This is a genomic window from Lachnoclostridium phytofermentans ISDg (assembly GCF_000018685.1).
Classification (GTDB): domain Bacteria; phylum Bacillota; class Clostridia; order Lachnospirales; family Lachnospiraceae; genus Lachnoclostridium; species Lachnoclostridium phytofermentans.
The window spans coordinates 3,185,487-3,210,027 of sequence record NC_010001.1 but is presented as its reverse complement, the minus strand read 5'-3'; the positions used below and the strand labels follow the sequence as shown (position 1 = coordinate 3,210,027).

Annotated in this window: 15 protein-coding genes and 2 tRNA genes; 16 read left to right on the top strand and 1 reads right to left on the bottom strand. The window is 35.5% G+C overall.

From position 1 onward, the window contains the following. Positions 1-22: 22 nt before the first annotated feature. From rseP to CPHY_RS13510, 5 genes are all read left to right on the top strand, one after another. On the top strand, positions 23-1,315 hold the full coding sequence (gene rseP / locus CPHY_RS13530; RefSeq protein ID WP_012200634.1) for an RIP metalloprotease RseP: 1,293 nt from the start codon (positions 23-25) through the stop codon (positions 1,313-1,315). A 71-nt stretch (positions 1,316-1,386) separates the two neighbouring features. After that, positions 1,387-2,439, top strand: coding sequence for a flavodoxin-dependent (E)-4-hydroxy-3-methylbut-2-enyl-diphosphate synthase (gene ispG, locus CPHY_RS13525; protein ID WP_012200633.1), 1,053 nt, complete (start codon positions 1,387-1,389; stop codon positions 2,437-2,439). A gap of 223 nt (positions 2,440-2,662) precedes the next feature. Beyond that, positions 2,663-7,234: a PolC-type DNA polymerase III gene (locus CPHY_RS13520; protein ID WP_041703687.1), complete on the top strand. Its 4,572-nt coding sequence runs from the start codon at positions 2,663-2,665 to the stop codon at positions 7,232-7,234. Positions 7,235-7,686: 452 nt separating this feature from the next. Continuing rightward, positions 7,687-7,758, top strand: a tRNA-Glu gene (locus tag CPHY_RS13515). A 69-nt stretch (positions 7,759-7,827) separates the two neighbouring features. Then, positions 7,828-7,899 (top strand) — tRNA-Glu (locus CPHY_RS13510). Positions 7,900-8,283: 384 nt separating this feature from the next. On the opposite strand, the gene CPHY_RS13505 is transcribed toward CPHY_RS13510, so the two are convergent. Further along, positions 8,284-9,483: an Ig-like domain-containing protein gene (locus CPHY_RS13505; RefSeq protein ID WP_012200631.1), complete on the bottom strand. Its 1,200-nt coding sequence runs from the start codon at positions 9,481-9,483 to the stop codon at positions 8,284-8,286. Positions 9,484-10,553: 1,070 nt separating this feature from the next. Here CPHY_RS13505 and alaS point away from each other — a divergent pair. The 11 genes from alaS (at position 10,554) to CPHY_RS13450 (ending at position 24,489) form a co-directional block, all read left to right on the top strand. Then, positions 10,554-13,193, top strand: coding sequence for an alanine--tRNA ligase (gene alaS, locus CPHY_RS13500; protein WP_012200630.1), 2,640 nt, complete (start codon positions 10,554-10,556; stop codon positions 13,191-13,193). A 240-nt stretch (positions 13,194-13,433) separates the two neighbouring features. Further along, positions 13,434-13,610: a 30S ribosomal protein S21 gene (gene rpsU / locus CPHY_RS13495; protein ID WP_012200629.1), complete on the top strand. Its 177-nt coding sequence runs from the start codon at positions 13,434-13,436 to the stop codon at positions 13,608-13,610. Positions 13,611-14,139: 529 nt separating this feature from the next. Next, positions 14,140-15,630 (top strand): DUF1538 domain-containing protein, encoded by a 1,491-nt coding sequence (locus tag CPHY_RS13490; protein ID WP_041703685.1) that lies wholly within the window; start codon positions 14,140-14,142, stop codon positions 15,628-15,630. After that, positions 15,623-16,288 (top strand): P-II family nitrogen regulator, encoded by a 666-nt coding sequence (locus tag CPHY_RS13485; protein ID WP_012200627.1) that lies wholly within the window; start codon positions 15,623-15,625, stop codon positions 16,286-16,288. Before CPHY_RS13490 ends, CPHY_RS13485 begins: the two co-directional genes overlap by 8 nt. Positions 16,289-16,647: 359 nt before the next feature. Continuing rightward, complete coding sequence (locus CPHY_RS22175; protein WP_012200626.1) at positions 16,648-17,031, top strand: YabP/YqfC family sporulation protein; 384 nt, start codon at positions 16,648-16,650, stop codon at positions 17,029-17,031. Between the two features lie 37 nt (positions 17,032-17,068). Then, positions 17,069-18,352: a sporulation protein YqfD gene (locus CPHY_RS13475; protein ID WP_157668724.1), complete on the top strand. Its 1,284-nt coding sequence runs from the start codon at positions 17,069-17,071 to the stop codon at positions 18,350-18,352. Further along, positions 18,327-19,382, top strand: a complete 1,056-nt coding sequence (locus CPHY_RS13470; protein WP_012200624.1) for a PhoH family protein — start codon at positions 18,327-18,329, stop codon at positions 19,380-19,382. The genes CPHY_RS13475 and CPHY_RS13470 overlap by 26 nt, the downstream gene beginning before the upstream one ends. Before the next feature lie 31 nt (positions 19,383-19,413). Further along, positions 19,414-20,781 (top strand): HD domain-containing protein, encoded by a 1,368-nt coding sequence (locus CPHY_RS13465; protein ID WP_012200623.1) that lies wholly within the window; start codon positions 19,414-19,416, stop codon positions 20,779-20,781. A gap of 38 nt (positions 20,782-20,819) precedes the next feature. Next, on the top strand, positions 20,820-21,317 hold the full coding sequence (gene ybeY / locus CPHY_RS13460) for an rRNA maturation RNase YbeY (RefSeq protein ID WP_012200622.1): 498 nt from the start codon (positions 20,820-20,822) through the stop codon (positions 21,315-21,317). A gap of 116 nt (positions 21,318-21,433) precedes the next feature. Next, a complete protein-coding gene (locus CPHY_RS13455) occupies positions 21,434-22,681 on the top strand; it encodes a DUF3048 domain-containing protein (RefSeq protein WP_157668723.1) in 1,248 nt (415 codons plus the stop codon). Positions 22,682-22,854: 173 nt separating this feature from the next. After that, positions 22,855-24,489 (top strand): putative polysaccharide biosynthesis protein, encoded by a 1,635-nt coding sequence (locus CPHY_RS13450; protein WP_012200620.1) that lies wholly within the window; start codon positions 22,855-22,857, stop codon positions 24,487-24,489. Positions 24,490-24,541: the final 52 nt, after the last annotated feature.

Here is a 24,541-nt window from a genome sequence, read left to right as displayed (position 1 = left end):
CTAAAGAAAGGAAATTTACTGGATGAAAATTATTGTAGCATTGTTGATATTCGGAGTCATCATAACTTTCCATGAACTGGGACATTTTTTGTTGGCGAAGAAGAACGGAATTGTAGTAACGGAGTTCTCTATTGGAATGGGACCTCGTCTGTTTAGCAAGGTTTATCATGATACTAGGTATTCGTTAAAGTTGTTACCAATTGGTGGCTCTTGTATGATGCTTGGAGAGGATGAAGTAAATGATAATGAAGGAGCGTTCAACAATAAAAGTGTATGGGCGCGTATCTCTGCGATATTTGCTGGACCATTATTTAACTTTATCTTAGCATTTTTTCTTGCATTATTTGTAGTTGGAATGGTAGGTTATGATCCAGCTCGTGTTGTTAATGTACCTGAGGGTAGTGCCGGTGCAGATGCAGGACTACAAGTAGGGGATATCATCACCCAAATTGATGGTGAAAATGTTGTATTTGCAAGAGATATATCGACGCATTTTGATTTCAAGCCAATTAAGTCACAGAACCCAATTACAGTTAAATTTAAGAGAAATGGTGAGAAGTTATCAACAACATTAATACCAAGCGCTGAAAAACGCTATATGCTAGGTATTTCTTATGCTCCAGATTCTCAAGGAGAAGCTCAGATTACTTTACTAGAGAGCTCTGCTTTTAAAGACGCTGGTATCAAGAATGGTGATGTCATTACCGCAATTAATGGGACTGAGGTTAAGACTAGCGCGGAATTTAGTTCTTATTTAGAAAGTCATCCACTCGATGGATCTGCGCTTTCTATTACCTATACACACAATGAAAAATCAAATACTGTGGATGTTACACCACGTATGACGGAGTGGTATACCATTGGATTTAACTATAACCAAGGATATGAAAAAACAGGTGTTTTTGGAGTTGTTCGTTATAGTATTTCAGAAGTCCGTTACTGGATAGAAACAACAGTAAAAAGCCTTGGTAAGCTCTTTACTGGCAAGGTTGGAGCAGATGAACTGGGAGGACCAGTACGAATTGTTAGCGAGCTTGGAAGTGTAGTAGATGCAAAACAAGACATTGGTATTAAAAATGTTATTATCTTACTCTTTAACTGGGGTATTTTATTAAGTGCAAACCTTGGAGTAATGAATCTCCTTCCTATCCCAGCACTAGATGGTGGAAGATTGATATTCTTAATCATTGAAGCAGTACGTGGAAAGCCATTAAATAGAGAAAAAGAAGGCTTTGTTCACATGCTTGGGTTTATTGCTTTGATGATATTAATGGTATTCTTATTCTTTAATGATATTAAGAATGTTTTCTTCTAGAAGTTAACCTCATCAGGGAAGGAACTTACCTGTTTTAAAAAGCCACGTAGTGGCATAGAAAAGAGGATATTATGTATCGCGATAAAACAAAAGTAATTACCATTGGGAATCGACAGATTGGTGGAGGTAATCCAATCTTGATTCAATCCATGACAAATACAAAAACGGAGGATATCACTGCTACTGTCAATCAGATATTAGAACTTGAAGAAGCAGGCTGTGATATTATTCGATGCGCAGTTCCTACTATGGAAGCTGCAGGAGCACTGAGGGAAATTAAGAAGAAAATTCATATCCCTTTGGTTGCTGATATCCATTTTGATTATCGCTTAGCAATTGCTGCTATGGAAAGTGGCGCAGATAAGATTCGTATTAATCCAGGGAATATTGGAGACATAGAACGTGTAAAAGCGGTTATCGATGTGGCAAAGGAACGTAATATTCCAATCCGTGTTGGAGTAAACTCTGGGTCCTTAGAAAAACATATTGTAGATAAATATGGGCATGTAACTGCAGAAGGTCTAGTAGAGAGCGCGCTAGATAAAGTTCATTTGATTGAAAAATTAGGCTATGATAATATGGTAATTAGTATTAAGTCATCAGATGTACTTATGTGTGTGAAAGCACATGAATTAATCGCTCAGAAGACAAATTATCCGCTGCATGTCGGTATTACAGAATCAGGCTCTATCGTAGCAGGTAATATCAAATCATCGATAGGTCTTGGATTAATTTTAAATCAAGGTATCGGTGATACCATTCGAGTTTCCTTAACAGATAAGCCACTCGAAGAAATTCGTTCAGCAAAGATTATATTAAAGACTTTAGGATTACGAAAAGGCGGAGTAGAAGTTGTATCATGTCCGACCTGCGGTCGTACTCAAATCGATTTAATCGGTCTTGCAAAACAAGTGGAAGATTTAGTATCTGGCTATGATTTAGATATAAAAGTAGCAGTAATGGGTTGCGCTGTTAATGGCCCTGGAGAAGCAAAAGAAGCGGACCTTGGCGTAGCAGGTGGTAGAGGTGTCGGATGCATTATTAAAAAAGGTGAAATTATCCGTACTGTACCAGAAGAATCTCTATTAGCAGAGCTTAAGAAGGAATTGGATAGCTTTATATAATCAATAGGAAATAAGTTGAGAGAAGTATTTTTTTCAACTTATTTCCTATATAGTTTTTATCTTGTTAACTAACAGTTAATATTCAGGATATGGATTGTAGTACGTATCTCTTATCAAACCCTTACTGGTTTTTTAATCGAGATAAGTATAAACAAGAAAAAGTACGCTTCGCGAACTTTTTCTTGTCAAGAATAAGGCGTAAAGCGCTAGAATGGATGTTATTATGTTATTTTTTGAAGTGTTTGATACACTGAATGTAGAAAAAGAAATTTATGAATTATTCTCCGATATCAGCGTATTAAAGGCGTTGGTATCGAAGAATAATGGCAATGTTCATATCTACATACAGAGTACTCATCTGATTAGTAGGAAACAAATAAAAATGATGGAATTTCAGCTGCAAAAGCAGCTTTTTTCATCAACCAAAAGTCGAGTAAAGTTGATAGAAACCTATCAACTTTCTTCGCAATATACCCCGGAATCATTATGGAATATGCACAGCGATAATATTCTAGAAGAGCTGAATGACAGTAGTGTCATGAACTACAATATTCTTCGTATGGCAGAGATTTCTTTTGATGGCTATAAAATGATATTTAAGCTTCCAGATACTTTCTTGAATCAGAAAAAGTCTGAGGAGATTAAAGTGTTTTTAGAACCAATGTTTGAACAACGGTTTTGTATTCCTGTCGATATTCGATTTGAATTTTATGAACTAATAGAGGAAGCGAAAGAGGAAGAAGAGTATCCACAGGCACGAAGAGAGAAAGCAAAACAAAATGCCAGTGGGTCTATGGAAACAAGTGGAGAGGTTAGCGATGAGATTCGTGCAGAAATTCCATTTGAACTGTCTTCTTCGAATGTGGATGGTAATAATCTTGCAGGAAAAGATAGCATAGAAAGTAAGTCAGAACTTAACGTTGAAAAGAAGAAAGAAGAAAAGAAACAAATTAAGGACGATAAATTCTCACAATCAGACAAGAAAAACAGTGCGTATGATAAGGCGAAAGCATACAAAAAGAAGCTTCCAGATGATCCGGATATTATTTATGGTCGACCATTTGAAGGAGATTCCATACCAATTAAGGATATTCAAGAGGAAATTGGTGAGGTTGTAATTCGTGGAAAGATTCTATTTACAGAAGAAAGAGAGTTACGAAACGAGAAGTTTTTAATTTCCTTTAATGTAACTGATTTTACGGATACAATTTCAGCAAAAATATTTGTTCGAACAGAAGAGATTGAGGACATTCGTGGTCAGATTAAAAAAGGTATGTTTATCCGTTTAAAGGGGATGGCCCTTTATGATACGTATAGTCGTGAGATTACAATAAATTCTATTATAGGAATTAAAAAAATTCCAAGCTTTATTGAAAAACGAGTTGACCGCTACGAAAACAAACGTGTAGAATTACATGCTCATACGATGATGAGTGATATGGATGCGGTGGTAGATCCGCAAGCACTTGTTAAAACAGCATTCGAATGGGGACATAAAGCGGTTGCGATTACCGATCATGGTGTTGTTCAGGCCTTTCCAGAAGCATCTCATGCAATTAATCCGAAGGATTATAAGGATGATGAAGAAAAGATGCAGCGTGCGAAGGACTTCAAGATTATCTATGGTATGGAAGCTTATGTTGTTGATGATATGAAGGATATCGTACAGGGAGAGTGTGGACAAGGAATTGAAGATACTTGTGTAGTTTTTGATATCGAGACAACTGGATTTAGCTCTGTAAAAGATAAAATTATAGAAATTGGTGCAGTAAAAATACAACATGGTACCATTGTTGACCGTTTCTCTACATTTATTAATCCTGAAGTGCCGATCCCATACCATATACAAAAGTTAACAAGTATTACAGATGAGATGGTAATTGGTTCTAGAACAATTGAAGAGATACTACCCGAATTCCTAAGTTTTTGTGAAGGCTGTTATCTGGTGGCGCACAATGCTTCCTTTGATATTGGATTTATTACAAAGAAAGCGGAGTTTTTAAATATACCACTTACCGTAACTTCAGTCGACACGGTAGGGTTAGCCAGAGTTCTTTTGAATCACTTAAATAATTTTAAGTTAGATACCGTAGCGAAAGCTTTAAGTATCTCATTGGAAAATCACCATCGTGCGGTAGATGATGCAGGATGTACTGCAGAAATCTATTTGAAGTTTTTAGAGATGCTTCGTGAACGAGGTATAGAAACTTTAGCTCAGATCAATAGAGCGGAAGAGGTCACCCCAGATGTTATTAAGAAAATGCCAACTTATCATGCAATTATTCTATGTCAGAATGATATTGGTCGAGTAAATCTATACCGGATGGTAAGTTATTCTCACATCAATTATTTTCAGCGTCGACCAAGAATACCAAAGTCAGTACTTATGAAGCATAGAGAAGGTTTATTGATTGGTTCTGCATGTGAGGCAGGTGAACTTTATCAGGCAATTCTTAGAAATTCTTCCGAAGGGGAGATCGTAAGACTCGCGAATTTCTATGATTATTATGAAATACAACCGCTCGGCAACAATCAGTTTATGATTGAAAGTGAAAAGATAGATATTAGCTCAGAAGAAGAATTAAAAGAGATCAACCGTAAAATCATCGCGTTAGGAGAGGAATATAATAAACCAGTAGTTGCTACTTGCGACGTACATTTCCTAAACCCTGAGGATGAGGTTTATAGACGAATTATTATGGCTGCGAAAGGGTTTTCTGATGCAGATAACCAGGCACCGCTTTATTTTAGAACAACGGAAGAGATGTTAGAGGAATTTAGCTATCTTGGGAAAGAAAAAGCGGAAGAAGTTGTAATAACGAATACAAATAAAGTTTGTGATATGATTGAAAAGATATCGCCAGTCCGCCCGGATAAATGCGCTCCAGTCATTGAAGATTCGGATAAGACACTTCGTGATATTTGTTATGAGAAAGCTCATTCCATGTATGGCCCAGATCTTCCTAAAATTGTAGCAGATCGATTGGAACATGAGTTAAAGTCGATTATCAACAATGGTTTCGCCGTAATGTATATCATTGCTCAAAAGCTGGTATGGAAGTCGAATGAGGATGGTTATCTGGTTGGTTCCCGTGGTTCTGTCGGTTCTTCCTTTGCAGCTACGATGTCGGGTATCACAGAGGTAAATCCACTTCCAGCGCATTACTACTGCCCGAATTGTCATTTTTCTGATTTTGAATCAGAGGAAGTAAAAGCGTTTGGTTCCAGTTCGGGTTGTGACATGCCAGATCGTGATTGTCCTGTTTGTGGTCAGCCATTAGCTAAGGATGGACATAACATACCGTTCGAAACGTTCCTTGGGTTTAACGGAGATAAGGAACCAGATATCGATCTTAACTTCTCTGGAGAGTATCAGAGTAAGGCACATGATTATACCGAAGTTATCTTCGGTAAGGGACAGACCTTCCGTGCCGGTACCATTGGTACCCTTGCAGATAAAACAGCATTTGGTTATGCCAAGAAGTATTATGAAGAGAAGAGTGTGCATAAGAGGGTTGCTGAGATTAACCGTATAGTTGAAGGTTGTGTTGGGGTACGAAGAACGACAGGACAGCATCCTGGTGGTATTATCGTTTTACCATTAGGAGAAGAAATTTACTCATTTACTCCGGTACAGCGTCCTGCTAATGATATGACAACGAAGACCGTTACGACTCACTTTGATTACCACTCCATTGACCATAACTTACTTAAACTTGATATTCTTGGGCACGACGATCCTACCATGATTCGTATGCTTGAAGATTTGACAGGAATTGATGCGAAAACGATCCGAATGGACGATCAGAAGGTCATCTCTTTGTTTAAATCAACAGAAAGCTTAGGAATAAGACCAGAAGATATCGGTGGCTGTGACCTTGGTAGCCTAGGCCTTCCGGAGCTTGGTACTGACTTCGTTATGCAGATGTTACGAGACACGAAGCCACAGAGTTTTTCGGATATGATTCGTATATCTGGTCTTTCCCACGGTACTGACGTATGGTTGAATAATACCCAAACGTTGATTTCAGAAGGAAAGTGTACCCTTTCTACAGCAATTTGTACCCGTGACGATATTATGACTTATCTGATTAGTGAAGGCGTTGAGAATGGACTTGCTTTTAAGATCATGGAGAGTGTTCGTAAAGGAAAAGGGCTTACTCCGGAGATGGAGGAAGCGATGGTTGCAAATGGAGTACCAGATTGGTATATCTGGTCATGTAAGCGTATTAAGTACATGTTCCCAAAGGCACATGCCTGCGCGTATGTCATGATGGCGTTTCGTATTGCTTACTTTAAAGTGTATTATCCGCTTGCTTATTATACTGCTTACTTTAGTATCCGTGCCACAGCATTTAACTATGAATTAATGTGTCTTGGAAGGGAACGTCTTGATTATCATATGGCGGAATATAAACGTCGTATGGGATCAAATGACCCCGCACAGAAGTTAACGAAGAAAGAAGAAGATACCCTAAAGGATATGAAAGTAGTTCAGGAGATGTACGCTAGAGGTTTTGATTTCTTACCAATTGATGTCTATACAGCAAAGGCACATCATTTTCAGATTATTGATGGTAAATTAATGCCAGCATTAAGTACCATCGATGGACTTGGAGATAAGGCTGCGGATCAGGTAGTCGAAGCTGTCAAGGATGGAAAATTCCTATCAAGAGATGATTTTAAGACAAGATGTAAAATCAGTGGAACAGTAGTTGATCTGATGGGTGATTTAGGGTTATTAGGTGATTTACCAATGACGAATCAGATCTCCCTTATGGATTTTCTTATGTAATTCTTATGTTATAATGAACTACTAAATTGAATTATCAGTAGAGCAAGTATTATAAAAGGTATGCTTAAGATATGATACAATGCTCTACTGATATTTTATTTAGTTAGGATTGGTAAAGTTCGAGAATGTTGGATCATCTGTTTATGATGAGAAATAGTTTACCTAGGTGATCTTTCTGTTCATGTTAAGAAAAGTTCACGAAAGGTGACCTTTCTTGTTCGTGATGAGATAGTATGCTAAAGTGCATTTTTCTGAACATTACAATTGAATAGTTTGTGAATGGTACTTTTCCTGTTCATTAAGAATAGTAAGAAAACGTGTTTCTCTAAGAGTTACTTACACAAATTGTATATTACGACACTATAATGTACGAAAAATTAAAAAAAATCAAAAAATTCAAAAAAAGGACTTGCATTTTCAATTCACATGTAGTAATATAATTAACGTAGTAAGGCTCGTTGGTCAAGCGGTTAAGACGCCGCCCTCTCACGGCGGAAACAGGGGTTCGATTCCCCTACGAGCTGCTGAAATCAAAAAGTTAAAAAACTAATTGATTTTTAAAAAAGTTTATAGTATAATAAATAATGTTGTATGGCTCGTTGGTCAAGCGGTTAAGACGCCGCCCTCTCACGGCGGAAACAGGGGTTCGATTCCCCTACGAGCTGCTAAAAGATTGAACTATAAAATGCTCTGAAATACTTTAAGTCTAGTGATTATAAGTATTTCAGAGCATTTTTAGTTTTCACGTAAATACCAAGTCATGCTCTTTGAAGGTCTTAAAAGCCTTCCACGGTCTATATATACTTAATTGAAGAAAACAGATCAAGAACCAGCGATGACAGATTAAGTCAACTATTAATTACAAAAAATTTAAAAAAATAAGATGTCAGCCGGCTAAATAGGAATATGTAAAAAATAATTTTCTCAATAAAATAAGCCTTTAGTTGTTATGGATAAAAAACTTATCTTAAACAATCTAAGGGCTTATTTTATGCTAAATCATAGCCACGGATAGTAATGGAAGATTTCAGTATTTGTTTTTATTTTTTTTATTTATAATAATCATCAAAATATGCATACCAATTGAAACCAATAATATAAGAGTCATAATACCTAGAAAATAATGAAGCGTTATAATTAGTCCAATTCATGAATTTTACTGAATCATATCCAGCTTGTATATAGCGATATTTATAATAACCCCAATAATATCCCCCAGTAACCTTTTTATCCGGATAGTATTGATGAAAGAAATTATAAATATCGATTTGAGCTTGTCTTAACTGATTAATTGTTTCTTGCTTTTCAATATCAGAATATTTTATAGAATGAATCGGATCATAAAATGGGCTAAAATCACCACTCCAATCAGTTTTAATTTCTATGTCGTATGGATAAGAATCATAATCATTAATTCTAACCGTATGAATTAACTTTAATGTTCCCATAGGAGTAGTAATGGATGGAAATTTTTCCTTCAACAGATTTTCTATCTTAGAGGGAGATAATTCAACATTAACGCTATAATTATATATATATCCACCACTTGAAGCAGTTATGATTGCACTTCCTACGGTTAATGCGGTTATATTTCCTTTATTGTCAACAGTTATAATATTTTCATCTGAACTACTCCATGTTGTATTATCGCTATAATAAAGTAAAACATTAGAATTAGTTTCACCAGGAGCTAAAGACAACGAGGTATGGATAAAAAAAGGCTTGGGTATATTTACGTTACATTTTAAAATCTTGTTTCCGATTGTAGCTGTGATTTGAACATTACCAATATCATGCACTGTTATTAGTCCATCTTCAGAAACTGTTACTATTTTCTCATCTGAAGTTTTCCATTTTACTTTCTGAGATGTTCCAGTTACTTTTAATTGTTCAGTCCAGCCTATGCGAGTAATTATCTCTGAAAAATTTAATTCTGGTGATTCTACCTTAATCTTACATTTGTAGCTAGTTTTATTATTGGTTGCTGTTATTGTAACTGAACCAGCCTTTACTGCTTTAACTTTACCAGTTTTATTAACTGTAGCTACTTTTGTATTGCTCGATTTCCAAGATACCGTATCCTTGGTCCCAGATAATTTTAAAGTCAATAAATCTCCAACAAACATTATAGCCTCAGACTTATCCAACTTTACCGTAGCAGCCTGTACACCTATTGGATCAAGTAAAAATATTGACAGTACTAAAGCCAAAGTAAGTGATAACCACTTAAAATATTTAGAAAATTTCATTTTGTACCCTCCATCTTTTGTTTGTATATATTTTACTTTATTGGAAGAGAAATGTAAATATATATTAAATGTTCAAGTATACTCTACACTATGATTCATAGATTCATAGATACCTCTACATTAAATATTTTAATGAGATGGTTTTTTACCACGGGAAGTATGACACTAATGTTTATACTTGATGTTTACAACGAATTTTATAAGTCTTGAAGGAATTAATATATTAACAATGCGAGTACTATTTTATCGTATCATTTCTTACTTTTGCTTGAAAGAGAGTTACTTTTTAGGGTAAATTATGTCAAGACTAAAAAATAAAAAGGAAATAATAGTGAAAACTATTTACAAAATATACCATCTTTATTATACTTAATATTGTTAGAAAGGAGTCATACCCATGTTAAAAGTTTACATCTGTCCAATCTGTTATAATTATAGACTAGTATCAAAACGGAGCAAGGCGGTCTGTCTTCATTGTAATCATAGCCTTTTGCCATGCAACATTTCCTATGAAACGTATTCTAAGCTCTCGGATGAGGAAAGAGGTCAGTATAGAGCATATTGGAAAATAAGGAAGATGTGATTTTTATTATGGTTAATAAGTTAAATATATTGTGATAAACTAATTGATACTATAAGTTAATAATGAATAGAAAAGGCACTTCAATAGGATGTGTCTTTTTTATTTTTCTAAATAGTAGTAAAGTTATTCTTATCTTAAAGTAAGATTGCTTTATTGTCGTTTTTTTAGCTAGGTTATAAAAGCCTTGAGAATGCATGAGTTCCTTGATTTACTGGGCATTTCAAGTTGACAAAAGACTGTAAAATCTTTATAATTAATCATTGGTGTATGTTCGAGAGGATTCGATATTATTATATATGATATTGTAATATACTGTAATATCACATAGAAATAATGGCCTTTCGACAGAAAGAATTAAGAATGTGTATCCTCGCTGGAGTAGAAGGTGCTTCTTGCAGGATTTCATGACTGTGATAGTAAATCACAATAAAAAAGTCGTCGTTTCATGATGGCACAAAAAAGATAGAAACTAGTAGGAGGACAAACCATGAAAGTGTATGGTGTGAATGAGCTAAGAAAGATGTACCTAGACTTCTTTGAAAGCAAAGGACATTTAAAGTTAAATAGTTTTTCTTTGGTACCACAAAATGATAAGAGCTTATTATTAATTAACTCCGGTATGGCACCGTTAAAGCCTTATTTTACAGGACAGGAGATTCCACCAAAAAAGCGTGTAACAACTTGCCAAAAATGTATCCGTACTGGTGATATCGAGAATATCGGTAAAACAGCAAGACATGGTACATTCTTTGAGATGCTTGGTAACTTCTCTTTTGGTGATTACTTTAAGCATGAAGCAATTGCTTGGTCTTGGGAATTCCTAACCGAGGTTGTTGGCCTTAGTGGAGATCGTTTATATCCATCTATTTATTTAGAAGATGATGAAGCATTTGATATCTGGAATAAAGAAGTTGGAATAGCTCCAGAAAGAATTTTCCGTATGGGAAAGGCAGATAACTTCTGGGAGCATGGTGCAGGTCCTTGTGGTCCATGTTCTGAGATTTACTATGATCGTGGTGAAAAATACGGTTGTGGTGATCCAAATTGTACCGTAGGATGTGAATGTGACCGTTTCATCGAAGTATGGAACAATGTATTTACTCAGTTCAATAGCGATGGTAATGGTAACTACGAAGAATTAGAGAATAAAAACATCGATACTGGAATGGGTCTTGAGCGTTTAGCAGTTGTAGTTCAGGATGTTGATACTTTATTTGATATCGATACAATGAAAGCAATCCGTGACCATGTATGTAAGATGGCGAATGCAGAATATAAAGTGGATCCAAAGAAGGATATGTCTATCCGCTTAATTACAGATCATATCCGTTCTGTAACATTTATGACCTCAGATGGTATTATTCCATCAAACGAAGGAAGAGGATACGTTTTACGTCGTCTACTTCGTAGAGCAGCAAGACATGGCAGATTATTAGGTATCCAAGGCAAATTCCTTGCTGAGTTAAGCAAGACTGTAATTGCAGAATCAAAAGACGGGTATCCAGAATTAGAAGAGAAGAAGGAATACATCCTTAAGGTATTAACCATTGAGGAAGAGAAATTCAATAAGACAATTGACCAAGGCCTTAGTATCTTATCTGAGATGGAAGAAGCATTAGTTTCTAATGGAACTAAGACTTTAAATGGAGAAGATGCATTTAAATTATATGATACCTATGGATTCCCATTAGATTTAACCAAGGAAATCTTAGAGGAAAAAGGCTTTAGTATTGATGAAGAAGGCTTTAAGAAAGCAATGCAAGTTCAGCGTGAAACAGCAAGAAGTGCTCGTGCAGTAACAAACTACATGGGTGCAGATGCAAGTATTTACGATGAAATAGATCCAGCAATTACATCTAACTTTGTTGGTTATGATAGAACGAGCCACACTTCTAAAATTTCGGTTCTTACAACAGAAACCGATTTAACGGATGAAGTGGTAGGTGGACAGACAGCAACTATTATCGTGGATGAAACACCATTCTATGCAACAATGGGTGGTCAGACTGCAGATATCGGTTTCATCGTGGGCAAGGATGCTGAATTTGAAGTAGAAGATACGATCAAGTTAAAAGGTGGTAGAGTTGGACATCTTGGAACAGTAACCAAGGGTAGCTTTAAGGTTGGAGAGACTGTAACACTTACCATTGACACTCAGAAAAGACAGGCAATTGGTAAGAACCATAGTGCGACTCATCTTCTTCAGAAGGCATTACGTAATGTTCTTGGTTCTCACGTAGAGCAGGCTGGTTCTTTTGTTACAAGTGAAAGACTTCGTTTTGACTTTACACATTTCTCTGCTTTAACCAAAGAAGAAATTGCAAAAGTGGAAGCTATGGTAAATGAAGAAATCGCAAAGAATGTACCAGTTGTTACAGATGTAATGAGCGTTGAAGATGCAAAGAAGAGTGGTGCGATGGCATTATTCGGTGAGAAATATGGCGATAGTGTTCGTGTAGTAACGATGGGTGACTTCAGTAAGGAATTATGTGGTGGTACCCACGTAGCTAACACAGGTTCTATCACTGTATTTAAGATCTTATCAGAAGCAGGTATTGCGGCAGGAGTACGTCGTATTGAAGCGATTACATCTAACGCAGTATTTGAATACTATAAGTCAATGGAAGAAGAGCTTCATGAGGCTGCAAAAGTAGCAAAGACAGAGCCAGCTTCCTTAGTAAAGAGAATTGAAAGCTTACAAGAAGAGTTAAAGACTGCATTATCTGAAAATGAGAAATTAAAGGCTAAGCTTGCAAATAATTCTTTAGGCGATGTAATGAATCAGGTAGTTGAGGTAAAGGGTGTGAAGCTCTTAGCTTCTAAGGTAACAGATGCTGATATGAATGGACTTCGTAACCTTGGAGACCAGTTAAAAGAAAAATTAGGTGAATGTGTTATTCTTTTAGCTTCTGCGAGTGAAGACAAAGTTAATCTTATTGCGATGGCAACCGATGGTGCTATGGCAAAGGGTGCTCATGCTGGTAACTTAATTAAGGAAGTTGCTGTTTTAGTTGGTGGTGGCGGCGGTGGTCGTCCAAATATGGCACAGGCAGGTGGAAAGAATCCATCTGGAATTGATGCAGCAATCGAAAAAGCGGTGTCTGTTGTGGAAAATCAGATTAAGTAAATGTTAGTATTTTAGAAATTATTAATCGTTTTAATAGAACAATTCTGTAAAAAGTGCATATTTTAACAACTGGAAGATGGTGCTATAAGGTACAAATAAAAGAAGAACTTGCAGAATAATAGCAAAAAGGTATTGACATTTAAGCTGTCTCCCTTTATAATCTTTGTAGTGCTATTCAAAAAATACCCAAACAGTTGTAAAAGCACAATTCACAACTGGAGGGAGGTTAGGTGTGAGTCTATGTCAAATGTAATCGTAAAAGAGAACGAATCCTTAGACAGCGCTCTCCGCAGATTCAAAAGAAACTGTGCGAAGGCCGGAATCCAGCAGGAGATTCGTAAGAGAGAACATTACGAGAAACCAAGCGTAAAGCGTAAGAAAAAGTCTGAAGCTGCTCGTAAGCGTAAGTTTAAATAATATGTGCAAGAATCCCCAGTCATTAGACTGGGGTATTTTTTAAATTTATAGGAAATTGCGCAGCAATTACCTATAAATTAAAAAACTCTCCGAGGGATGCGGACTCACCCTGTGGGTTCGGCGCGACAAAGTGTCTTCGCCTATAAGTTTGTAACTTGCTTAGTCTAGAGTGGTGAAGCCACTTCGGTCTAAAAAACAACATAATTTTTGGAATATCTTCCTTCTTCATGAAAATTTAATAATAATTTTCTATTTTTTCCTTTTGCTACATCTTAATTTATGTTAAGATTAATAAATGAGTTCAAAAAATTGTATAATAAGCATATAGAGACAGAAGTTGCCTTTCATGTGGTGATATTAAGCCCCCCTTGGAGACAGAAATTGCCTTTCTTGTGGTGACACTAAGCCCCCTTGCAATCTGATTTGGATTGTTAGGAGGCTTACAAATTATTCATGACATAGAAAAGTTCATGAAGTGTACTTTTTCTTGTATTTGAGCTCTAAATTTTTGAAAGGAAGTGAAAGAATATTGAATGCGCTAGTTGAAAAAATGAGGGAGGCTTTATTCTCGGTTCTACCTATTACACTAATTGTTGTTTTACTCAATTTTACATTAACGCCTCTCGAACCAATAGTATTTGGTAGATTTTTATTAGGAGGATTGCTTATTGTAATAGGATTGGCTGTACTACTTGTGGGGGTGGATATCGGAATAACACCGATAGGTTCTCATATGGGAGCAGCAATTGTAAAAAGTAAAAAAATTTGGATCATTGCAGCTGCTGGATTACTTCTTGGATTCTTTGTATCAGTAGCAGAACCAGACCTTCATATTATGGCAGGTCAGGTGGAATTTGTAACTTCGGGATTGATATCGAAGTCAGTAATTCTCATTGTTGTGTCTATTGGAATCGCTGTAATGCTTGCCCTTGGTTTGATTCGTATTGTCTATAACATTCCACTGTATAAGCTTTTAATTGTAATATATATGGTAATCTTAGGGTTATCTTTCTTTACTTCTGCTGAGTTCTTAGCAATTTCTTTTGATGCGTCAGGTGCTACCACCGGAGCATTAACAGTTCCATTTATATTAGCGTTAGCCCTTGGTGTTTCTTCTTTAAAGAAAGATAGTAAAGCATCAGAAAAAGATAGTTTCGGATTGGTAGCAATTGCTTCTTCAGGAGCAATTCTATCGGTAATGATTATGAGTATTTTAGTAAAAACAGATAAAATAACAGCAAATCTTGAAAGTGAAGAGGTTATTAGTCATAGCTTTTTAGGTCCGTTCTTTGAAGCTTTTCCTACACTAGCAAAAGAAGTAATAATTGCACTTCTGCCAATTGTAATTATATTTGTATTATTTCAGATCATTTCATTTAAATTACCAAGAAGATCACTGCATAAGATTTTCAAAGGAATCTTTTATACCTTTTTAGGATTAGTTATTTTCCTAGTTGGTGTGAATGCAGGTTTTATGGAAGTTGGTAAAGTAGTTGGATATGAGCTTGCATCTTTAGAAAATAAGAGCATTATTGTAATAGTTGGATTTGTACTTGGTCTTGTTACGATTTTAGCGGAACCTGCGGTATATGTATTAAATCGTCAGATAGAAACAGTCACAAGTGGTTTTGTTAAGAGAAAAACTGTGCTAATGTTCTTATGTATTGGTGTTGGTGGTGCGGTAGCACTTTCTGTAATTCGAATCTTAATACCAGAAATAAAGTTGTGGCATTATTTGCTACCAGGATATATAATAGCTTGTATTATGACATTTTTTACACCAAAATTATTTGTTGGTATTGCATTTGACTCTGGTGGTGTTGCATCTGGTCCGATGACAGCGACCTTTATCTTAGCATTCACTCAAGGTGCAGCAGATGCAGTTGATCATGCCGATGTATTAATTGATGGATTTGGAGTTATTGCATTGGTGGCATTAACACCTTTAATTGCTTTACAAATCCTTGGTATTTTATATAAGATATACTCAAAAAAGAAAGGAATTAATGTAGATGGATGATGCAAGTTTAAATAAACATTACGAGCTCCTTTGTATGATTGTGAATCATGGTCAAGCAGGGAAGGTAATGAAAATTGCAAAGCAACAGGGGATAACAGGTTGCACCGTTTTTCTTGGGTATGGTACAATTAAAAACCGTATATTAGAATTTTTAGAGATAAATGATATTCGTAAAGAAATCATTCTTACAGTTGGAGAAAAATCAGTGATACGAAATGCTGCTGAAACCATCAGCACAGAATTTGAATTTCATAAGCCACGTCATGGTATTGCTTTTACCATGGATGTTGCTAATTTTATAAGTTCGAGAGGCTGTATCTATAAGAAAGATAGAGAAAGAGTGGGTGTAGAAAAAACAATGTATAATTCGATTTTCACAGTGGTTGAAAAAGGTAAAGCTGAAGATGTTATAGAAGCAGCACAAAAAGCTGGTTCCAAAGGTGGAACCATAATTAATGCCAGAGGTTCAGGAATCCATGAAACACAAAAATTATTCAATATGGATATTGAACCGGAAAAAGAAATTGTACTTATTCTTTCAGAGGAAAGTATAACGGATGCAATTGTGAAATCAATCAGTGAATGTCTACAGATTGAGGATCCAGGTAAGGGAGTATTATTTGTATTAGATGTTTCAAAAACTTTTGGTTTATATTAGATAGGTTCATTATATTTAGTTATGGATTAGAGTCAAAAGTTTTGTGATGACCTTGGGAATAATATTAGGTAAAAAATATTAGGTAAAAAATATTAGGTAAAATAATAGTAGCTTATGTACTTAAGATTGGAAAATATTAAGTACATAAGCTATTTTTTAGATATGAAATTACGTTATAAGCAACTCTACAAAATAAGAACTCCCTAGGCATATGTACTTACCTTTTTGATTTGGTAAGGTGAAGCGTATTGCCTAGACAAGTGCCTATGCCATTTAAAATCGTCCTAAACGTAACGAATACTAACAAGCAGCATATTCATATCTTATAGTGAACGTAAGTGTTTTTAGGGAGGTATGGCATGTTTTTTAGAGATAAACCCGTGAAATCTAATCATGATAAATATAAAGGCAAAGCAAATAAAGAGCTCTATGATTTATGCAAACAAAAAGAGAAAGAACGAAAAGCAGAACGTATTAGTTATCTGGAAATCATATCTCAGAACCTAATGCTACCACCGGATATTATAGCTGGTGCACCGATTGTAACAATCAACGGAAGGAATTCCATTAGTATTGAAAACCATAGAAAGATAATGGAGTACACAGGTGAAAAGATTAAAATATCTACGAAAATATGCAATCTATGTATTGAAGGGAAGAATCTAAAGATTACATATTATACGAAGGAAGAATTGAAGGTTACTGGTATCATTCATAGCGTATATTACCAACAAGGTGCATAAACTTAAGTAATACGGTATGAAAGGTATGGTGATATATTTGCTGAAACGGTTGATTCGTTGGTTAAGAGGATACTTATATATAATGATGGCAGGTGGTTCCCCAGAGCATTTGATAAACTTATGCAGCGGGAAGGGCATTGTTTTATGGGGCTTAAGTTACGGAGAAAGTAAAAATAAAAAGCAATTAAATGAAGAAGATGTCATCTATTGCTATATACTATTAAAAGACTATCGTAAGTTAAGACCACTGGTACGAAAGGCGAAAGCAGTGCCCTACATAAAAGAACGACATGGTTTACCTTTCTTTTTAAGACATGTTATACGACGCAAAATATATTATATAGGTATACTACTTTTTTGCGCTTTGGTATATAGCATGTCTCTTTATATTTGGGACATTAGTATTGAAGGAGGATATAAGCATACAGAAGAACAACTGATGGAGTATTTACAAACAACTGGAGTATACAGCGGTGTAAAGATTAAGTCAATTGAATGTCCGAGGATCGAAGAAAATATCCGTAGGGACTTTTCAGATATCGGCTGGGTGTCGGCGGAGATTAAAGGAACAAGATTGATTGTTCGTATCGTTGAGACAGTACTTCCAAAATTAAATTCTGAAACAAAAAAAACTTCGTTAAGTACAGCGGACCTGGTCGCTACGAAAGATGGAATTGTGAATTATATCATAGTTCGTAGTGGTACACCAAAAGTGGAACTTGGCAGTGTTGTAAAAAAAGGCGATATCCTAATTTCTGGTGTAGTTCCAGTAATTAGAGATGGGGAAACCTTGGTTGAAAATAAAACAGTGTTAGCGGATGGAGATATTAGTCTACGTACATATTTTGAGTATGAAGATTCCTTTCCTTTAAAATATACTTATCCGGTGTATACGAATCATAAAAAAAATGGTTATTCCATTACCTTGTTCGGTAAAAAAATATTTTCCCATATGCCTAGAAATTCCTATACTAACTATGATATAATTACGGAAGCTAGTACCTTAAAATTAGTAAGGAATTTTTATCTTCCAATTAGTTTTATGAAAACCACGATTTCTGAGTACAATATAGAAGAAGCAATCTTTTCGGAAACAGAAGCGACCACATTAGCAAATAAGCGACTGCTTCGTTATTTAGAAAAATTGACTAACCAAGGTGTTATTATTTTAGAACAGAGAGTAGAGGTAAAAGTGGAAAACGGTACATGCAAAAGTGCAGGTAAAATTGTTGTGGAAGAGCCTGCGTGGGATTATAGCCCAATCAATGACAGCGAGTGGAGGGTGTTAGAATCGGATGAGCATAGTGGAGACAATAATTAATATACCAATGGAGCACACACAAAATATCTTTGGTCAATTCGATGCTTATGCAAAAATTATCGAAAAAACATTAAACGTGACCATAATCACAAGAAACAACGAGCTAAAAGTCATTGGCGATAATGATAGTGTGAATAAAGCTAAAAGTGTATTTTTGAAGTTACTAGAACTTTCAAAAAGAGGAAATACAATTACAGAACAAAATGTAAACTATGCACTTTCCTTGGGATTTGAGAATAAAGAGGATATGCTAGTTGAAATCGATAAAGATTTGATTTGTCATACTATTAATGGTAAACCAATCAAACCAAAAACCCTAGGCCAAAAAGCATATGTAGATCAGATTCGAAAGAAGATGATAGTGTTTGGTATCGGCCCAGCGGGTACTGGAAAGACTTATCTTGCGATGGCAATGGGGATTAATGCATTTAAGAATGATGAAGTTAGTAAAATTATCTTGACTAGACCTGCAATTGAAGCTGGAGAAAAATTGGGCTTCTTACCAGGTGATTTGCAAAGTAAAGTTGACCCTTATCTTAGACCTTTGTATGATGCATTGTATCAGATTATGGGACCTGAAAGCTATTTAAGAAATACCGAAAAAGGTTTGATTGAAGTAGCGCCATTAGCTTATATGAGAGGGCGTACGTTAGACAACGCTTTTATCATCTTAGATGAGGCCCAGAATACGACTCCAGCTCAGATGAAAATGTTCTTAACAAGAATTGGGTTTGGATCTAAAGTAATTATAACTGGTGACCTTACTCAAAAGGATTTACCATCAGGGCAGGCATCTGGCCTTGATGTAGCTATGAAAGTGCTAGGAAAGATTGATGATATTGGATTTTCCTATTTAACCAGTCAGGATGTTGTTCGTCATCCATTGGTACAAAAGATTGTAAAAGCATATGATGAATTTGAGAAAAGAAATGACAACCGAGGTGGGAATACTACTGACAACCGAGGTGTGAAGATAACTGAGATTGATAAGAAAAAACGTACAAGAAGAGCTACAATTAAGAAGAAATAATAAGATACGATAGGCAGAAGGGGAGGATTGCATGGAGACAAAAGAACAGGATATAACATTGGAGGAGATTCCCTCTATTCGATTAGTATTAACCGCTGTAACCTTGCTTTTAACCTCCCTTGCTTTAACGCTTTCGTTTGGTTTATTATATGAAAGCAGTTTTTTAGAACTTTTGAAGTATTCTGTTTATACCATCGTTATGAATTTTGTTGCTGGTTTCTATCTCTATCAAAATAAAAAAAATATACTAAGAAAAAGGTATTCTTGGTGGCTCATTAGTTTTTGTTATTTGATTACGGTAGGTAGTGTATTAATACCGCTGATTCCAAATTTTTTAGTAAATCTAGATATCTTAGAATTTCCAGTTTGGATTTTAGGAATTGCGTTACTTGCAATGTTTGTAGACACGAATCTTGCGTTATTATTATCATTTGGCATGATTATGTTTACTTATTATGGAAATATTACATATGAGGTACAATTGTTACCTTTGGTACTTTCTTTCATTATATGTTTTCTTGCAAGATACTTAACAAGATGGATATCCTTTCTATATGCACTCTTAGTAACGTTGTCATTATTCATAACCATGTTAGTAATTCAGAGTGATTTTACCTTGGACAAGTTACTAACGAAAAAAAATATTATTTATTATGCTTGTGTTTTTCTGATTCTTTTGTTAAGCTTTTTATCTGGCAGTATAGCAAAAGTATTTTCTTCTAAAAAGAAAAGCTCTACTTTTCCACAGACGAAAGATCAAGAAGAGTTTGCTACAAGTTTAGAACTAGTAAATGAGGGACTTTCAAAAGAAGATAACAATGACTTAACCACATTAGCATTCGAAGGGGACTTCTTGCTACAGGATGGTAATAAATCATGTTTTACGGTACAAGAAGTAACAAACCTACGATTCCCATTAATGAGACGGTTAGAGGAGGAATCACCTAAATTATATCATCATTCCAACTCAATTGCGCATCTATCGCAAAGAGCTGCAGGATATATTGGGGCAAAAGAAGATATCGCTTATGCAGGAGGTTTGTATCATGAAGTTGGACGACTTCTTGGTCCGGATTATGTGAAAAATGGAGAAGAGCTTGCAAGTCAGTATAAACTACCAAAAGAAGTAAGCGATTTGATACGCCAACATAACTTTAAAGTAGAACTGCCAAAGACAAAAGAGGCAGCTATTGTAATGCTTTCCGATAATATTTTCTCAACGATTTTATATTTAAAAAATTCGGGTGAGACAAGCATTACTGCGGAAAAGGTAATTGAAAACACATTTTCCATTCGAATGAATAAAGGTACTTTAGATGAAAGTGGTATCTCAATAAAGGATTTTCATAAATTGAAGGAATTCTATATTAGCAATATAGATTATATTTTAAATTCTTGATTAAAGGTGTATGCTAAAGAACGCAGATGGGAGTTAATATGACGATTCATATAGAAAAAGAAACAGAAGTGAATTTTGATTTTAATGAAGAAGTATTGATAAAGGAAGTAATTGAGGCAGCACTTGATTATGAGGAATGTCCCTATGAAACTGAAATTAATGTAGTTCTAACGAACAATGAGGAAATCAAAGAGATTAATAAGGAATATCGAGAGATTGACGCTCCTACGGATGTCTTATCCTTTCCTATGGTAGAATTTAACGAACCTTCTGATTTTGAGCATGTGGAAGAAGAACAAGAGGATTGCTTTCATCCTGATTCTGGAGAGCTAATGTTAGGGGATATTATTGTATCTGTGGATAAAGTTTTTAGTCAGGCGAAGGAATTCGGGCACAGTGAAAAAAGGGAATTAGGATTTTTAATAGCTCATAGTATGCTTCATCTTTGTGGTTACGACCATATGGAAGAGGAAGAGCGCGAAGTAATGGAAGAACGACAGCGAGCAATACTTGATCGTATTCATCTTAGCCGTTAAATAAGTTTATAAAACACTATCTTCTCATGCAGAAGTTTGGCAATTAGTGAAGACAGTTAGAAAATAAGTTGGCATAGTTATAAAAAGGGCGCGTTAGCGTCAGAATGGATGTAAATATGACGAAACAAACTGACTGTAATAGCGTGAAAGAACGAAGTTCTTTCACACGGATATTTGAGCCTGCGTCATCCTCGGCACAAATATCCAGCCTGCATAGAGGCACGTTTTCAAGAGTGAAAGAACTTCATTCTTTCAAACACAAGAGAAAAGTAGGCTATCTACTTGGTCTTCTTTTTCTGTGTGCTTTGGCAACTGGGTGTAAGAAGAATTCACAAAAGGATAATTCGTTTATTATCCAACCAACCGTAGCACCAACGGAAGTTATAGAGCCAACAGCTACACCTATCATAACTCCTGAAGTGAATAGAGAAGGTCAAGCAATCAGTAAATTAACAGGGCTTTGGGTTGAGGAAGAAATTGCAAACCAACGTCCTTTTGCTGTTATGTTAAATAATATTAAGGTTGCAAATCCACAGAGTGGAATCGGGGATGCATCTATTTTGTATGAAGCGCTTGTGGAAGGTGGGATTACAAGACTAATGGGAATCTTCGAAGGGATTGATAAGTCGTCTAAGACCGCAGAGCGTATTGGAAGTGTAAGAAGTGCAAGACATTATTATGTAAGTTTTGCAGATGAATATGATGCAATCTTTGTGCGCTATGGACAGACTTCTTATGCAGTTAAAAAGATAAAGAAACTTGGAATTGATACCATCAGTGGTATGGATGGTGCCGGAGTAAATTCTTTTTATCGAGACAAGAGTATTAAAGCACCACATAATGCATTTTTGTCATTAGATGGTATAGAGCGTGCTCTAGAAAAAGGGAAGTATCGTACAACCTATGAGGAAGGTTTTGAAGGTCACTATCAATTTAATGATAGCGATAAGGACTTATTCGGAGGTAGTTTGGCGAGTAAAGTCACTCTGAAATTCTCTTCTATAGCAAAGCCGTATTTTATATATGATACTAATACGAAAGAATATCTAAGATACCAATATGATGATAAACATATTGATGCAAATACAAGCAACCAATTAACCTATAAAAATCTGATTGTTCAATTTGTGAAAGAATGGAATATCGATAAAAATGGATATCAGACGATGGATATTGAAGATGCAACTGGAGAAGGATATTACTTCACCAATGGAAGTTATATACCAATTACATGGAAAAAGAACGAAAGTACTCGTTTTATGAGATATTATAATAAAAGTGGAGAAGAACTTATAATAAATCCTGGAAAGACCTATATTGCGGTATTTCCAGACAACCATGTCTCGGACGTTATTATAGAATAGGATATGTAAGTACTTAGGAGATTATATTGTTAATCGTGAAATAACAGCTTACAATAAATTCTTACACCACAGGTAAATTCTTTGGAAACAATAAAATCGAATAGATTTCATTTACTGTTTCAAAACATATAATTCACGAAAAAATTTAGAGAAAATCATGGGAGGATAGTTTCATGAGTAATAAACAAAATAAATATTTAGTACAAGGTTCCATTCTGGCGGTATCCTCCATATTAGCCAGATTGATTGGTATGTTATACCGGATACCTCTAAACCGTATCGTTGGAGACACCGGAATGGGATACTATTCGATGTCCTTTGAGATATACAATTTAGCTCTATTGCTTTCCTCTTACAGTATTCCATTAGCAGTATCTAAGCTAGTGTCTATCAGAGATCAGAGAAAAGAATATAAAAATTCTTATCGTATTTTCTTATCTGCGATGGCGTTATCTGCCTTTGCTGGATTAATTGCGAGTGCAACTTTATTTTTTGGAGCAACCTTTTGGGCTGGTTTAATTGGCGGAGAAAATGCTGCGGATATTGCAATTCCACTACGTGTCCTTGCACCTACAATTTTTATATTCTCTATTATGGGTGTACTTCGTGGATTGTTTCAGGGAAAACGTACCATGGTACCTACTGCAATTTCTCAATTATTAGAACAGATTGTCAATGCGATAGTAAGTATTATAGCGGCTTATTATTTAATGAAGGAGCACAATGCTTCTGTTCAGATTGATGCTTATGGTGCCGCTGGTAGTACAGCAGGAACATTAGCGGGAGCGATATTTGGTTTACTATTTTTAGCGATTATCTATTACGCGTACCATCCGGTTTTAAAGAAAAAATGCAGAAAAGATCAAGCGGAACATCAAGAAAGTTATAAAGAAGCCCTTACTGCGATTGTTTATACCGCGCTACCTGTTATCATAAGTCAAACCGTATTTAATCTAAGTGGTATTATTGATGCAAAGTTATGGTCTTGGTTAGCAGAACAACGTGGTTTCTTAAAAGAACAAAGCGCTGCCATCTTTGGTATCTATTCTACAAAATACAAAATGCTTACGACGGTTCCAATAGCGATATCAGCCGCACTTGGTACAGCAATTGTTCCAACGATTGCGATGGCACATCAAAAGGAAGATAAAACGGAGCTGCATAAAAAGATAGCGATGTCAGTGAAAATGAATATGCTAATAGCTTTTCCATCAGCAATTGGATTAACGGTATTAGCTAAACCAATTGTATTATTATTGTTTGGTTATAAAGGAGATGTGGAGCTTAGTGCGCAATTAATTCGTTTAGGTTCGATGGCAGTTGTACTTTTTGCACTTTCCACAATTACCAATGGTGTACTTCAAGGAATTGATCGTATGATGGTACCAGTGAAGCATGCAGCTATTTCTCTAGTTATTCATATACCAATTGTTTATTTATTAATAATTGTAGGGAAGTTAGATGCCTATGGATTAGTTATTGGTAATATGTCCTTTGCTTTAGTAGTCTGTATATTAAATTGGATTAAAGTGGCGAAGGCATTAAATTATAAGCAAGAAGTTATGAAAACGTTTGGATTACCGTTTGCAGCTTCCGTTACGATGGGTATTGTCACTTACTTTGCCTACGAATTCATGCATCGCATCATAAATTCCAATACAATTAGCGTATTGTTCTCCATAATTGTTGCTGTAATTGTGTATGGTATTAGTATTATTTTACTTCGAACTATGGACGAAGAGGAATTATTAGAGATGCCAGCGGGTAGAAGTATTCTTAAGTTATGTAAAAAACTGCATCTGTTGTAAAAACCAGTATATTTGGAGAAAATTAGTCAATACTTCATAGACAAAGGAGTGT

Bases quoted from the DNA above. Each gene is read 5' to 3' on its own strand.
- rseP (WP_012200634.1), top strand. From the start codon at position 23: ATGAAAATTATTGTAGCATTGTTGATATTCGGAGTCATCATAACTTTC.
- ispG (WP_012200633.1), top strand. From the start codon at position 1,387: ATGTATCGCGATAAAACAAAAGTAATTACCATTGGGAATCGACAGATT.
- CPHY_RS13520 (WP_041703687.1), top strand. From the start codon at position 2,663: ATGTTATTTTTTGAAGTGTTTGATACACTGAATGTAGAAAAAGAAATT.
- CPHY_RS13505 (WP_012200631.1), bottom strand. From the start codon at position 9,483: ATGAAATTTTCTAAATATTTTAAGTGGTTATCACTTACTTTGGCTTTA.
- alaS (WP_012200630.1), top strand. From the start codon at position 10,554: ATGAAAGTGTATGGTGTGAATGAGCTAAGAAAGATGTACCTAGACTTC.
- rpsU (WP_012200629.1), top strand. From the start codon at position 13,434: ATGTCAAATGTAATCGTAAAAGAGAACGAATCCTTAGACAGCGCTCTC.
- CPHY_RS13485 (WP_012200627.1), top strand. From the start codon at position 15,623: ATGGATGATGCAAGTTTAAATAAACATTACGAGCTCCTTTGTATGATT.
- CPHY_RS22175 (WP_012200626.1), top strand. From the start codon at position 16,648: ATGTTTTTTAGAGATAAACCCGTGAAATCTAATCATGATAAATATAAA.
- CPHY_RS13470 (WP_012200624.1), top strand. From the start codon at position 18,327: ATGAGCATAGTGGAGACAATAATTAATATACCAATGGAGCACACACAA.
- CPHY_RS13465 (WP_012200623.1), top strand. From the start codon at position 19,414: ATGGAGACAAAAGAACAGGATATAACATTGGAGGAGATTCCCTCTATT.
- ybeY (WP_012200622.1), top strand. From the start codon at position 20,820: ATGACGATTCATATAGAAAAAGAAACAGAAGTGAATTTTGATTTTAAT.
- CPHY_RS13455 (WP_157668723.1), top strand. From the start codon at position 21,434: ATGACGAAACAAACTGACTGTAATAGCGTGAAAGAACGAAGTTCTTTC.
- CPHY_RS13450 (WP_012200620.1), top strand. From the start codon at position 22,855: ATGAGTAATAAACAAAATAAATATTTAGTACAAGGTTCCATTCTGGCG.